The organism is Halorhabdus sp. CUG00001 (assembly GCF_009797925.1).
GTDB lineage: Archaea > Halobacteriota > Halobacteria > Halobacteriales > Haloarculaceae > Halorhabdus.
In genome coordinates this window covers 594,844-608,506 of sequence record NZ_VOLB01000001.1, presented here as the reverse complement: position 1 = coordinate 608,506, position 13,663 = coordinate 594,844, and the positions used below count along the sequence as shown (strand labels likewise).

General features: G+C 61.7%; 12 protein-coding genes, 1 tRNA gene and 1 pseudogene. 6 read left to right on the top strand and 8 right to left on the bottom strand.

The genetic code is table 11. The annotated features are described in order from the left end of the window. Nucleotides 1-106 precede the first annotated feature (106 nt). A pseudogene (locus FR699_RS13280) lies at nt 107-2,052 on the top strand (3-hydroxyacyl-CoA dehydrogenase NAD-binding domain-containing protein). A 113-nt stretch (nt 2,053-2,165) separates the two neighbouring features. On the opposite strand, the gene FR699_RS03020 reads toward FR699_RS13280, so the two are convergent. After that, nucleotides 2,166-2,555 (bottom strand): response regulator, encoded by a 390-nt coding sequence (locus tag FR699_RS03020; protein ID WP_154551844.1) that lies wholly within the window; start codon nt 2,553-2,555, stop codon nt 2,166-2,168. A gap of 199 nt (nt 2,556-2,754) precedes the next feature. Then, nucleotides 2,755-2,967 (bottom strand): hypothetical protein, encoded by a 213-nt coding sequence (locus FR699_RS03015; RefSeq protein WP_154551845.1) that lies wholly within the window; start codon nt 2,965-2,967, stop codon nt 2,755-2,757. Between the two features lie 262 nt (nt 2,968-3,229). Between FR699_RS03015 and FR699_RS03010 the strand changes: the two genes are divergently transcribed. After that, nucleotides 3,230-4,237 (top strand): NAD(P)/FAD-dependent oxidoreductase, encoded by a 1,008-nt coding sequence (locus FR699_RS03010; RefSeq protein WP_158853918.1) that lies wholly within the window; start codon nt 3,230-3,232, stop codon nt 4,235-4,237. Between the two features lie 209 nt (nt 4,238-4,446). Here FR699_RS03010 and guaB read toward each other — a convergent pair whose 3' ends face one another. Then, nucleotides 4,447-5,937, bottom strand: coding sequence for an IMP dehydrogenase (gene guaB / locus FR699_RS03005; RefSeq protein WP_158853915.1), 1,491 nt, complete (start codon nt 5,935-5,937; stop codon nt 4,447-4,449). A gap of 460 nt (nt 5,938-6,397) precedes the next feature. Between guaB and FR699_RS03000 the strand changes: the two genes are divergently transcribed. The 3 genes from FR699_RS03000 (at nt 6,398) to FR699_RS02990 (ending at nt 7,812) form a co-directional block, all read left to right on the top strand. Beyond that, nucleotides 6,398-7,291 carry a DUF5794 domain-containing protein gene (locus FR699_RS03000; protein ID WP_154551849.1) on the top strand — a complete coding sequence of 298 codons (894 nt, stop codon included), beginning with the start codon at nt 6,398-6,400 and terminating at the stop codon, nt 7,289-7,291. A gap of 75 nt (nt 7,292-7,366) precedes the next feature. Beyond that, on the top strand, nt 7,367-7,594 hold the full coding sequence (locus FR699_RS02995) for a DUF5795 family protein (RefSeq protein ID WP_154551850.1): 228 nt from the start codon (nt 7,367-7,369) through the stop codon (nt 7,592-7,594). 41 nt (nt 7,595-7,635) lie between these two features. Beyond that, nucleotides 7,636-7,812 (top strand) — tRNA-Trp (locus tag FR699_RS02990). 172 nt (nt 7,813-7,984) lie between these two features. Here FR699_RS02990 and FR699_RS02985 read toward each other — a convergent pair. The 3 genes from FR699_RS02985 to FR699_RS02975 all read right to left on the bottom strand — a co-directional run bounded on the left by FR699_RS02985 (nt 7,985) and on the right by FR699_RS02975 (nt 10,823). Continuing rightward, nucleotides 7,985-8,173: a hypothetical protein gene (locus FR699_RS02985; RefSeq protein WP_158853912.1), complete on the bottom strand. Its 189-nt coding sequence runs from the start codon at nt 8,171-8,173 to the stop codon at nt 7,985-7,987. Nucleotides 8,174-8,365: 192 nt separating this feature from the next. Then, nucleotides 8,366-8,845, bottom strand: coding sequence for a type IV pilin (locus tag FR699_RS02980; protein WP_158853909.1), 480 nt, complete (start codon nt 8,843-8,845; stop codon nt 8,366-8,368). A 307-nt stretch (nt 8,846-9,152) separates the two neighbouring features. Then, nucleotides 9,153-10,823, bottom strand: coding sequence for an ATP-binding protein (locus tag FR699_RS02975; protein ID WP_154551853.1), 1,671 nt, complete (start codon nt 10,821-10,823; stop codon nt 9,153-9,155). A gap of 127 nt (nt 10,824-10,950) precedes the next feature. On the opposite strand from FR699_RS02975, the gene FR699_RS02970 reads away from it, so the two are divergent. Then, nucleotides 10,951-11,304 carry a hypothetical protein gene (locus tag FR699_RS02970; protein ID WP_158853907.1) on the top strand — a complete coding sequence of 118 codons (354 nt, stop codon included), beginning with the start codon at nt 10,951-10,953 and terminating at the stop codon, nt 11,302-11,304. Nucleotides 11,305-11,342: 38 nt separating this feature from the next. Here FR699_RS02970 and dinB read toward each other — a convergent pair whose 3' ends face one another. Beyond that, nucleotides 11,343-12,659, bottom strand: a complete 1,317-nt coding sequence (gene dinB, locus FR699_RS02965) for a DNA polymerase IV (protein WP_158853904.1) — start codon at nt 12,657-12,659, stop codon at nt 11,343-11,345. Between the two features lie 346 nt (nt 12,660-13,005). After that, nucleotides 13,006-13,653, bottom strand: a complete 648-nt coding sequence (gene tpiA, locus FR699_RS02960) for a triose-phosphate isomerase (protein ID WP_154551856.1) — start codon at nt 13,651-13,653, stop codon at nt 13,006-13,008. Nucleotides 13,654-13,663: the final 10 nt, after the last annotated feature.

The following is a 13,663-nucleotide window of genomic DNA, read 5'->3' as shown; positions in this document are numbered from 1 at the left end:
TTAAACCCGTGCGAACACCGCTACCGAGAGACAGCCGAGTGAGTTGACGAATTGTTGTCGGAAGCGAAGTTTAAACTGCCTTCCAGTCGTCTCCCCGGACGAACACATGACCGTTGACGCTATCGATACGATCGCAGTACTGGGAGCGGGAACGATGGGCCACGGCATCGCCCAAGTCGCGGCCCTGTCGGGCTACGAGGTTCGATTACGCGACATCAACGAGGAACTCGTCGCTGAGGGCTACGACCAGATCGACGCGAGCCTGGGGAAGACCGCCGAGCGAGGGTACATCACCGAGGACGAGGCCGACGCCGCCCGCGACCGGATCGATCCGGTCGTCCCGGTCGAGGACGCCGTGACTGGTGCCGATGTCGTTATCGAGGCCGTCCCGGAGGACATGGCCATCAAAGAAGACGTCTACACTGAAGTCGACCAACACGCCCCCGAACAGGCGATATACGGGACGAACACCTCCAGCCTCTCGATTACCGATCTCTCAGAGTTGACCGAGCGTCCCGGCCAGTTCTGTGGGATGCACTTTTTCAACCCGCCGACCCGGATGGACCTCGTCGAGGTCATTCGCGGGGCTCACACTGACGAGGAGACCCTCGAGACGGTCGAAGCACTCGCCGAAGATCTCGGGAAAACGCCCGTCCGAGTACAGAAGGATAGTCCGGGCTTCATCGTCAACCGGATCCTTATCCCGATGCTCAACGAGGCCGCCTGGCTGGTCGACGAGGAGGTTGCAACCGTCGAAGAAGTCGACGCAACCACGACGGAATCGATCGGCCTGCCAATGGGGGCCTTCGAGTTGAGCGACCAGATCGGCAACGACGTCACGCTACACATCATGGAGTACCTCCACGAGGTGCTGGGCGATGCGTACGAACCGGCACCCCTCCTCGAGACAGTCGTCGACGAGGACCGCCTCGGCCGCAAGACCGGCGAGGGCTTCTACGACTACGACGACGGCGGCACGGACTACGAGGGGGCCGACGTCAGCACCGAAGTCGAACACCGTCTGCTGGGTGTGATAGCGAACGAAACGGCGAAGCTACGTGCCGAGGACGTCGCCACGGTCGAGGCGATCGACCAGGCGATGCAACTCGGAGCCGGGTTCCCCGAGGGGGCCGTCGCCCTGGCGGATGCGGCCGGCCTGGAAACACTCGTCGAGACACTCGATACAGCCGACGAGGCGTCTGATACAGAGCGGTACAACGTGGCTGACTATCTGCGGACTGCAGCCGACGCCGGGGGGTTCGGCGACGTATGAGTGATTACGAGACGCTACTCGTCGATCGCGAGGACGGCATCGCTCACGTCACGATCGACCGGCCAGAGCGGATGAACGCGATTAGCCCGACGTTCCTCGAAGAACTGGCCGACGTGTTCGAAACGCTCGACGCTGCCGACGCAGTTCGCGTGGTCGTCCTCAGGGGAGCGGGCGATCGAGCGTTCTCGGCAGGCGCGGACCTCTCGTCGATCACCGACGGGAATGCGGTCGACGTCGCGGAACTCTCCCAGACGGGACAGGAAACCTTCGGCGCGGTCAAAGCGTGTTCGATGCCGGTCGTCGCGGCCATCGACGGCTTCTGTCTCGGGGGCGGCATGGAACTGGCGACCCACGCTGACCTCCGAATTGCGACGAGTGACGCCGTGTTCGGACAGACCGAGCACAATCTGGGCCTCATGCCTGGCTGGGGCGGAACCCAACGTCTCCAGCGAATCGTCGGCGAAGGGCGGGCCAAAGAGATCATCTTCACGGCCGATCACTTCGATGCCGAATCGATGGCCGAGTACGGATTCGTCAACGAGGTCCTCGATCCCGAGGAATTCGACGAGCGCGTCGAGGAACTCGCGACCGACCTCGCTGCCGGACCACCGATCGCTCAGGGCCTGACCAAGCGAGCGATGCACAAGGGCCAAGACGACATCGAAGCGGGGCTGGAAATCGAATCGCGCGCGTTCGGGTTGCTCCGAGACACAGACGACCTCATGGAAGGAATCGACGCGTTCCAGGACGATCGCACGCCCACGTTCGACGGCACCTAAACTGTAGAGAGCGCACCGACCGGGTTTTAGAACAGCCGGTGTTTATTTTTCGCTGGCTCACCCACACCGACGGGCATCAAGAGTGCGAACGGACTCCACGTCTGTCTGTCTGCTCAGGCTTCGACCGCGTCACGGATCTCCGTCGCCAGGTCGGCATACCGGTCGGTACCGGTCCCCTTCTGGACGTAGCCGGTGACTGACTGCTCGCCGAGTTCGGCGTCGATCTGTTGGCGGTCACGACCGGTGAAAAAGAAAAACGGAACGGTAGGAGCAACGTCACGGACAGCGTGGAAAAACTCGACGCCGGTCATCTCCGGCATGCTGTAATCACTGATTACACAATCGACAGCCGCCGGCTCCGCTTGGATGGTTTCGAGGGCCGTTGCCGTCTCGGTCACCGTCAGTACGTCCAACGCGTCGTCTTCCCGTTCGAGAAACGTCGAGGTAATATCGAGGATATCCTGATCCTCGTCGACCAACATGACTGTGATCGTCTCCGTCATTTGAATACGTAGAGATTAGGCCTTCTCTCCCTTGAACGTTGAGTTAGTTTTAGTCATCGCTGGACACTCCACGTCACAACACCACGGTACCGAATCATTCGTCGGCACAATCGCCCATTACTGACGATGATTCGTCAATGCGAACCGCAGTTGTCCGGTCGATCTATCCACGCAAGCCACAAGGACCGACACGGCAGGCTCACTCCGATTCGGTCGGCGGATGGACGAACAGGCGGTCGGCGATGAGTACCGCGCAAGCGATCGACGCCAGTATGAGCGCACGATCGTTCGACACCCACACGCCGTTTGAAACGGCAAATATCCCGATAAACGCGAGGGGCAACCCGACGAGCACGGCATCCGTTCGCGTGCCCGCCCGGAGTCTCGACCACAGTCGTTCGAGCGGCGGCATGTACTGGCCACCTCGACACCGGAGACGGAAAAAAGTAATTAGATATAATTACGGAACTGACTGGGAACTCCCGGCGGCACCACCAAGCCTGTATCGGGACCCACAGAAGATGCGAGGACTGAGATGACCGGGACCGGCAGACAGGCGGGGTAATTCCAACTGGGACCACGGCGCTCACCTGCCCATGCGAGACCGCTTGGGAAGTTGTTACAGAACCTGCCTCCAAGGCGGCTCTTTAGGTGCCGCCCGCCGAAGGGCTGGCATGACCGAACGCATCTGTATCGTCGGCGGCGGCATCGCCGGGGCTGGAGCGGCCCACGCACTCGATGACGCCGACACGACAGTCTACGAGATGGACACTGTTGGAGGTCGCATGGCGAGTCGGCGCCGGAGCGGCTGTATCTTCGACTTCGGTGCCAACTACCTCGAAGTCGGTGACGAGGACTTACAGGCCGTCATCGAGACCGCAGCAAGCGACGTCCTCGTCGAGATCGAGACCCCAGTCTGGCGCTTCGACGCCGACGGCGAGGTGGCACCCGGACAGACGCCGCAAAATCCCCGGTGGACGACCCGTGAGGGCCTCGATGGGATCGTCCGTGGCATGATCGAAGCGAGTGACGCCACTCTCGAAGTCGGCGTTGGTGTCACCCGTCTCGAACGACTCGCCGATGGCTGGCGAGTGACGACCGACGAGGGACAGGAAGACTTCGATTCGGTCGTGTTGGCAGTCCCCGGCGCATCGGCGTCAGTGCTGTTCGAGACGGCTGACTGGGACGATCCGCTCCGGGAGCGATTGGCCACGACCGCAGACGAGATTCCGTACCGGACGATGGACACCGTCGCGCTGCACTATCCCTTCGAAATCGAGACCGAGTTCTTCGGGCTCGTCAGCGAGGAGGGCGTCTACGACGTCGCGTGGATCTCGAACGAAGGGCACAAACCGGGTCACGTGCCGGACGGCGAAGGAATAGTCATCGTCCAGTTCGGCCCGGGGTGGGCAGTAACCCATCCCCAGACGTCACCGGCGGCCGCTGCCGAGGCGGCGACCCAGCGGGCCGTGGAACTGCTCGATGACGACCGACTCGAAGAGCCGACCTGGTGGGAGTATCAACGCTGGGGGGCCGCGGTCCCGACGCGCGGGCCGGACGAATCGGTGATCGAGGACGCCCTCGAAGCAGACCTCGCACTCGCTGGGGACTGGGTGGAAGGGATCGGACGGACGCGAGCCGCACTCCGGAGCGGCCTCGAAGCCGGTCGCGCGCTCCAGTGAGGAACTGATCCGTCCATAACAATCTTGGTGTCTGGGCCGTCACCCATCGAATGGTATGGCGAACTTCGAGACCCACACCTGCAACGGCTGTGGCGAATCGTTCGAGGCACACGCTGATTCGAAGGCTGCCCAAGAGGGCTATTGCAGTCCCGCGTGCCAAACACGCGATAGCTGAACCGTGACCGACAGAACAAGGGGCGCAGTATCGATTACTCGTCGGGCCGGTAATTGGGCGCTTCGTCGGTAATGACGACGTCGTGGGGGTGATTCTCCTGTTGACCCGCCCCGGAGACCCGGACGAACTCCGCCCGCTCCTTGAAGTCCGGAATCGAATCGGCACCGACATAACCCATGCCGGACTTCATGCCGCCGACGAGCTGGTGGAGTTCCTCCTCGACGGGTCCTTTGTAGGGCGTCGCGGCCTCGACGCCTTCCGGGACGTACTCCTCGTCGTCTTGTCCCTCCTCGACGTCTTTCAGGTAGCGGTCGCCGCCGCCGGATTTCATCGCACCGACAGAGCCCATCCCGCGGTACTGTTTGTACTTCTTGCCGTTCATCGTGATGACGCGGCCGGGTGCCTCGTCGGTCCCCGCGAAATAGGACCCGAGCATCACCGCGTCGGCACCGGCGGCGATGGCCTTGATCGCGTCACCGGAGTATCGAATCCCACCGTCGGCGATCACCGGCACATCGTGATCGGCAGCCACATCTGCGACCTCGGCGGTCGCCGTCAGCTGTGGCATCCCTGCACCCGAGACGATTCGGGTCGTACAGATGCTGCCCGGGCCAATACCGACCTTGAGCCCGTCGGCGAAGTCGACGAGATCCTCGGCGGCCTCCCGCGTCCCGATGTTGCCGACCACGACGTCGGCTTCGACCTGGGATTTGATCTCCCGAGCGCTCTCGACGACATCCAAGTTGTGCGCGTGGGCACAGTCGATGAAGAGAACGTCCGCGCCGGCCTCGTCGGCGGCGACAGCACGGTCCTGTTCGAAGGGTCCGACCGCGACCCCACAGAGAAGGCGGCCGTTTTCGTCCCGGGCAGCCTGATCGTACTCGCGGCGCTGGAGGATCCCCTGCATCGTCACGAGGCCGATGAGGCGCTCCTCGTCGTCGACGATCGGCACGCGCTCGATCTTGTGATCGTACATCAGTTCGAGGGCATCTCGGGGCGTGATGTCCTCGCTCGCAGTGATAACCTCGCCGGTCATCGCCTCACGGACCGCATCCGATTCGCCGACTTCCAGGTACGGTCGGATGTCAGTCGCCGAAATGATGCCCAGCACTTCGTCGTCGTCGTCGATAACAGGTGCGCCACTGACACCCCTCTGATCCATCAGCGCGTCGACCTCCCGAACTGTCTGGTCCGGGCTAGCCGTCACGACATCCCGGATGATCAGCTCGTCAGCCTGCTTGACACGCTCGATTTCGGCGGCCATCCGGTCGACATCCATATTCCGGTGGATAACGCCCAGGCCCCCATGGCGTGCCATCGCAATCGCCATATCGCCCGTGGTGACGGTATCCATCGCCGCCGAGAGGACCGGGACGTTCAGTGAGACGGTTTTCGAGACCCGCGTCTCCGTCGCCGCGTCGTCGGGCTCGACGCGACTCTCTTTGGGTCGCAAAAGTACGTCGTCGAAAGTCAACGCTTCCGGTTCGTCCAGTTTCGCCGAAAACTGTCGCTCGTTGTTCGCCATGTAAACCGTCGGAACACTCACACCAAAAACGTTGCGAGTCACGATGGAATCGCGCCTTGCTACTTCGTCACAGAGCCTCGAAGAAAGTAGACGAATGAGTGGGATTTGCGGAGTGAGACGAACAGTCCGGGCGAGCTGTCCCGGAATTGTCTTGGGAATCGATATCTTTGCGGGCGCTTCTCACGCAACGTTTTTACCCCCATCCTTCATTGTTTCGCACATGGCTTCCGCCATCCCCATCCGAACGCGGACCGCCTGCAAGCTGCGCGGCGACTCTTCCCGACAGAATACATTTTCGAAATCGATGGGGAATGCGTTCACACGCGGGGACAAAACAAATACAGGACACTGGCACGTCCCCCGATCCGGACGCGAGGCGGAGCATGCCCACCCCGACCGGCGACGCTATCGGGGCAGGCGCTATCACCCACGGGCCACGGGAGACGGCCGCCCCTAGGTGATGAGTAGCTCCAGACATCCGATCGCGCTGGCCATCGAGCGACGGGTCGGTGGCGCCGGTCGATTACTCGCGACTGTCATGTGTCTCCCTCTGGTTGACGGCGTCTTCCCGGCACTGATACTTGCCGGTGCTGTGAGCAACGCGGCCGGCATTCTCGAAGTCGGCTTGCTCGTCTTTGGCGGCAGTGCGACCGTGGCCGTCATCCTCGCGGATTTCGATGGAACGCCCCGTGAACAAGTCTTGACCGTTCTAGGTGTCGGGGCGATCGTACTTCCCGTCGCGGCGATCGAAGCCGCCCTCGCCCCAGCGATCAAGAGTATGCTCGATCTGGCGATCTTCGAGCGATTTGCCGGACTGGTCATCCTCGCGATTGCCGCCAAAACCGCGAGTGCCCGCATCGGTGACTGGCTCCCCCGGCCGGGAGTCGTCGTTGCCCTTGGATTGGTAGCGAGCCTCGATCTCTCCGGGGCACAACTGGCCGTCACGACCGACATAGGGCTGATCGCGCGCGGGACGGCCGCGGCGGGTGTTGGCGTCGGGTTCGCCCTGTTGGTCGCGATATTCGGCCCGTGGCTGCGAACGACCATCGACATCGACCGCTTCCGATTCGGTAGCGCCGTCGCACTGGGCGTGCTGGTACTGTCGATCTACGGGCTGATCCCGACGGACGCCCCCCTCCCGCTTGCAGTACTGGTGATCGCTGTCCTCCTGTCCCTGGACCCCGGTTCGGATCCGGAACCACGCCGGTCCGAGCCAGCCACTGACGGCGGTCAGCCGACGGTCCACAGAGACGATGAAGGCGACTCGAAACCGCCCGCGGCCGATTCGTCGCCGGGAGTCCCGGACGTCTCTGATGACGATGAATCGCGTTCTCGACAGGCCCCGTGGCTGTGATCGAACGCACAAACGAGACCACTGCTGGTCGGCGCTGACGAGAAGGTTTAGGATCATCGACCTCCAGGCGTTCGTATGGCTGAAAACCGCGTCGTCGAGGGCCGGATGGTTACCGCTGTCAGTCTGGCCGAAATTGTCGAAGGCGAGGACGTCATGGACGCCGAATCGATAGCCGATGCCGACCGAGACTGCCCCGATTGTGGCGGTGACGTTCTGGAAGTCGGATACATGCCCTCAGTCACCGAATTCGTCACTGGGTATAAGTGCCAGGAGTGTGCCTGGCAAGCGACCGACAGAGACTGAATCGAAATCCATTTACGGCGAATCGTCCTACGCCGGAGCGCGGGGTCGTGGCCAAGTCCGGCATGGCGACTGACTCCAGAGGCTATCGCGCCCGGGACGACACTCCAGACTGATATACTGAGCGACCGGCTGATCACCGGCGCTTTGATGACCCTCTGGAGTTCCGAGGCGCAACCGGAGATATCAGTCGATCGGGGGTTCAAATCCCTCCGACCCCATACTAACCTCCAATTTTCTTTACGTTCGAGTATTGAGCGACCGGTTTTCGGTGCTTTCAGGAATGTCGAAGAAATCTTATTTTTCTGGGGGAAGGTCGATATGATCACCCGCACGTGCCACCGAGACGTTCCCTCGGTGGGCTTCACTGGTCACGGGTCGGCAGACACACGTTCACGGTTCGACGGCGACGACGAGACCGTTTGCGGCCACCAGTTGTGTGCGATCGCTCGTGGCCCTGCCCCGTACGATGTTTTCTTGGAGACAACCGCCGTTCATCACCGTCCGCGTGAGGGATGGCGAGACCTTGACTAATCCGTCCACGTCGATCGAAGCCCCACAGACGACGCGCGGATCTGCCACCGTGACGTGACTACGGAACTCTCGTGTGGAGTTGTACTTGAACGCTGCCGATTCGCGTGAGCATCACCATCTCTTCGACGAGTGTGGCCTGACTGCAGAGAAATCGTGGGCTAATCTCACCCGTTCGTTCAACTGGCGCTGTCGGGTACCGATCGAGAAACGAAAAACGCGAGTCGTCGTCTCGTCGCTACGTTAGTTTTCCCACTTCTTCAGCGTACTGGACTTGTCCGCGCTGCTGGACTCCCAGATGAGTTCGACCGAGGTGACGTTGCCCATATCTTCGGAGACGGTTTTGTTCTTGGAAGTCACAGCATCGCCATTACCGATCGAGAAGTCCGTCGACGATGCTGAAATTTCAGCATCTTCAGCGAAGGGGAGATCAGAGCTATTTGAGTACTCGTATGTGTCCACAACAGAACCATTCACTGCGAGTTTGACACTCAGTTCTTTTGCCTGAACCGCCTCCCCGTTATCGTGCGAAATGGTCACGTTGTCGTTCTCGTAGTCGATCGACCAGCTGGCCTGAGGTGCCTGATCCTCGGGCGGCCCCATGTTCATCACGAAGGTTGCAATGACGGCAGCCAGAATTACTGTAATCGCGACCATCAGGATAACCCCGATGACCGGCGAAACGCCTCGATCGTCCGCGTCGAATAGTCGTTTCAGATCCATGCTGCAATCGATTCATTGTGAGAGTACACTTTAATGATTGCGGACAGTTCAGGCCTGAATGGTCTTTTCACAGTCAGAAAAAGCTTCGCTTGGGGGCGATTTGCTCGAATGAATCCGTTTCAATCGCAGCGTGACATGTAGACCGGGTGTTTGACTGTCCCGTGTCGAATGACTGGGCGCTCTCACAGACCACCCAACAAGAGAAGCAAATCGAGTTGGACCAGACCCGATTGTGGTGAACGCCAACCGCTGAAGGCAGGTACTGACTACTGGCACTACGTCGACGGTTCGAGCCCGCGTCGAGCACTCACTCACTCGCCTCGACGAAGGAGTCCTCGACGGCGCGGACGTACGTTTCGAGGTCGTCGGGATCGAGGTCTTCGGGACCCCGTTTTTCCAACAGCGTTTCTAACCGGTAATCGTAAGCGCCCTGGCCGACGTGCTCGATGAGGTCTTTCGTCCGGAGCGTTCGATTCCGGGCGTAGGCGTGGGTCCGGTCGCCCGAGCCCCCGGCAACAAAGTGGGCGTCCAGCGGCGAGGCCGGTCCCTGTTCGCGGTAGTAATCGAGCATCTTCTGTGTCTTCGGTTCGAGTGTGCGAATCTCGGCCCGGACGCGGCCGACAAACTCCGGCAGTTCCTCGATCGACGGTGTCGTGTGATCGCTGGGGGCTTGGGACGCAGTAACGGTCTCTGACCCGTCGGAGTCTGTTTCAGCGCCACCAGCGCTTGCAGGGTCGAATTCCTCGAAGGATTCGATTGCATCGGCCACCACGTCCGCTGAATCGGCACCGTTCGAATCCGCGGTTGTCGCGTCGCCGTCGGCCACCAGTTCCCGTTGAACCGGGTCCTCGCCGGCGTCACTTTCGGTTGTCCGTGAGTGGCTGGCGCGTAGCTTCTGTTGTTCAGTCCGTCCGGGATTTGCCCCGTCGACGTGATCGACGAGTGCATCGACGAACTGGTCTGCCATCCGACTCATGTCCCGGGCGTCCTGTAGCTCGCGTTCGAGTTCGGCGATCCGAGAGTTTTTGCGGTCGAGTTGTTCTTTCAGCTCCGCGATGCGGTCTTCGGTCTCTTGCTGGTGGTCGCTGATCGACTGGAGTTCCGAGACCAGATCGTCGCTGACTGACTTGAGATCGGGCCGCTCGAAGTCGTCGAGACCGGGCGTCGCCCCGGCGTCGAACGTCTGCTTGCGGTGAAACTGAACGCGCTGGACGCGTTCGTTCCAGTCGTTCATCATGAACGCTTCGCCGTCATCGAGCGATTCGACGGCGTCGGCGTAGCCGGCATCGAGAATCCGGCGGACGACTTTCGTGTCGTTGTTCCAGGTGAGGCGGTGCCAGACGAGCCAGTCACACTGCGTGATAAAGTCCTTTTTGACGTCGGCGGGCCGCTGGCTGATTCCCGCGATCCCGAGACCGTGTTTGCGCCCCCGTTTGCCGATCTTGATGAGCATTTGCCCACACTCGTCGACGCCCCCTTTCTCGGGGATGTACTCGTGGATTTCCTCGACGAGCATGAGGAACGGCTGTTTGCACTTTTTGGCTTTTGCGAACAGTTGGCGGGAAACGGCCGTCAGCAACTCCTGGGCCGTCGTCTCGTCGAGAAAGCTCGAAACGTCCAGAATGATCGGGACGTTCTGCTCTAAGGCAAGCGATGCGAGTTTCTCGGCGTGATCGGTCGTGACCTGGATGTCACACTCCTCGTCGCCGCCGGCGTGGAGTATCTCGTATTCTTCTTTGAGACCGTAGTATTCGCCGTCGATGTCGACGATGAGGAGACCAAATCCTTCGTCCAGCAATTTTTCGGCGATCACGGACGCGGAGTTACTCTTCCCACTCCCGCTCTTGCCAGTGATAAATCCGCGTCCGGTCAGCAGTTCGACGACTGGTAGCGAAACCGACTGGCCCGGTTCGGTCGTCCCTCCGTGGCCGTCGGAGGTTTCGGCGACCGTGATCGTCCGCGTGTCGTCTTCGCCCATGCGTCTCTTGTGGACACATAGAGCCCAACGCCCATAACTCTCCGTCAGACAGTGGTCCGACGCGGCAGGTGCCCGTGGGTATATATCGCACGGCCGTGTGAAGACACTTATAGCAGTCGCCGAGACAATGCCACGATACGAGACGATCGTCGAAGACGGAACGGTCTACGTGGCCAGCGATGCAGATCGACTCGAAATCGGGACTGTCCAAGACGTGCTTGCAGTAGTCGGCGGGCCGTCCTGGATGATTCGGTACACTGACGAAGAGAAAACCCGCCATCCGGAACTGGATACCGCCGACGAGGGCCTCACTGTCGACGTCGTCGACATGATGCAAGCGATGACCCACGGCGAGCAATTCGTCACCGCACTCGCCGCCCAGCCGGCCGATCCACCTGGTGGCGATCCCGACGCGATCGCGCCTCGTCTGGGTCTGTTTGCCGGGAAACTACTGGAGAACCTCGACAGTGGTCTCGATTGAGAACGGGTAGTTTCGGCAAGCCCGAGACCACAGCCACTCTAGCCGAAATCGGACAACGTCGTCTGTCCGCTCAAATGCGGGCTGTCCGTGGGCTCCGGCGAGGTCGCGCCCTCGTCGGCGTCGGCAGGCGTGGCCTCGGTCGCGGCGACGCCGTCGCTGTGCTCGCCGGGTGGGGTTCTCTCGGTTGCCGTCGTTTCCGTATCGTCGCTCCCCGCCCCCGTGTCGAACCCGCTGAGGGCAACCTGCTCGCGGTCGGTGAACGACAGCTTCGAGACGCGGACGCCAACTTTCCGGACGCGTGTCCCTTCGAACTCGGTGAGCAAGTCACGGGCAACGTCTTCGAGGAGCGCTGGATCGGCGACCGGACCTGACAGCGAGCGGGCGCGGGTGTGGACATCGTAGGGCGGTTCGACGACTTTGATGCCGATGGTCTGATAGAGCGCTCCGTTTCGAGCGGCCCGGTCAGCGACAGCCGACGCGAGTGTCTGGACACGCTCTTTGAGTTGGTCGTGATCAGCGACTGGTTGGGAAAAGGCAGATTCCCGCGAGAAGCTCTTGGGGTCGTCTCTGGGCGTCACGTCGCGTCCGTCCTCACCGCGAGCATACCGATAGATCGCCCGGCCGCGCTCGCCGAACTGCGCTGTGAGTCGGTCGGGATCTGCACTCGCGAGATCCGCCGCCGTTTCGATACCCAGTCCCCGGAGTTTCCGTGCAGTCGCCGGGCCGACGTTGTGAATCGCTTCGACATCCAGCGGGGCGAGGAACGATCGGACCTCACCGGGCTCGACGAGCGTCAGTCCGTCCGGCTTTTGGGCATCACTGGCGATCTTGGCGGCACTCATCGTCGGGGCGATACCCACGCTGACGACGATCCCCGCACGCTCTCGAATCGTGGCCTTGAGCTCGGCGCCGAACGACGCCACAGTCTCCCAGTCCGTTCGGTCAGTGACGTCCAGATACGCCTCGTCGATGCTCACCGGACGCACCACGTCAGCGGACGCCTCGAGGACAGTTCGGATGTCGTCGCTCACTGACTCATAGAAGTCCATATCGACTGGCCGATAGTAGGCCGTAGGCTCGTCGGTGTCAGCGTCACCTCGGCGAGGCAGCGTTTCCAGTGCTGCCTCGATCGACTGGGCGCTCTGGACACCGTGCTCGCGGGCCTCGTAACTCGCCGTCGCGACGGCCCCGTGTGACTCCCCTGCTTCGTAGCCCATGCCAACGATGACTGGCTCACCCCGCAGTGTCGGTTCGCGCAACCGCTCGCAGGCGACATAAAAGCAGTCCGCATCGACGTGGCAGACGATCTGCTCGTCAGTGGGCGCATCGATAGGGAGCGTGCTCGGCCGCGCCATACACACTGGTTCGCCCGCGCCGATAAGGAAGTTGCTGCTCCGGCACGGATGCCAGGCCACCGCATGGCTGGCCAGTGAAATACGCAAAAACCCGCCGGGGTCGCGTGCCGGCGGTCGAGGCGTCGCTTGCGCACGGTTCGTCTCCCGGACGTTCACGACGGTGGTTCCCGTCGGGAACCCACAGCGAGGTTCCATGTTGATGTTACACAGTGACACACTTAACGGTTTCCCCGCCTGTCCGACACTGAGACACCGACGGACCACTCTGGCGGGAGGGCGGAGACACGACTGAGACAGTCGGGGCGCAAAATGGGAGCAGCCGCCGGATCGATCGCTGGCGACGTGATCAGGAAAGCGGTTCGACGAGGTCTTCGAGGGCAGCGCGCGGATCGTCGGCTTTCGCAACACCACTTGCCAGGAGGACACCGGTCGCACCGAGGTCACCGGCAGACTCGACGTCTTCGCCGGTCGAGATCCCGGCCCCACAGTAGACGTCGACGTCGGCGTCGACAGCCCCAGCGGCCTCGACAGCATCAGTGACGATGTCGGGGTCGGCACTCGCCACGGAGACGTCGCCACCGATGAGTTCCGGCGGTTCGACAGCGACGGAGTCCGGTTGTAGGGCGGTTACGGCACCGATCTGTGCAGGATTGTTTGCACAGACGCAGGTTTCCAGTCCGGCTCGTTTGGCAGCCCCAACCGATCCATCGATGTCCGAGAGCTTGAGTCGGTGCTCGGAGTGGTTGATGAGCGTTCCCACGGCACCGGCATCAGCGACACTTTCTGCGAGCGTGTGGCCAGTGTTCGAACCATACTCGATCGGGTCGACGTGTTGGGCCCAGGTTTCGACGCCAGTGTCGGCGACTGCTTTGAGGTCGGCTGCCTGTGCGGCGACGCCGATACGGACGCCCGATTCGTCGCTTACGTCCCGTGCGGCCTCGGCGACTGCGACCGGGTCACAGGGGTAGGTCTTGAGGTTGACGAGAACGAACATTGCGTTTCCA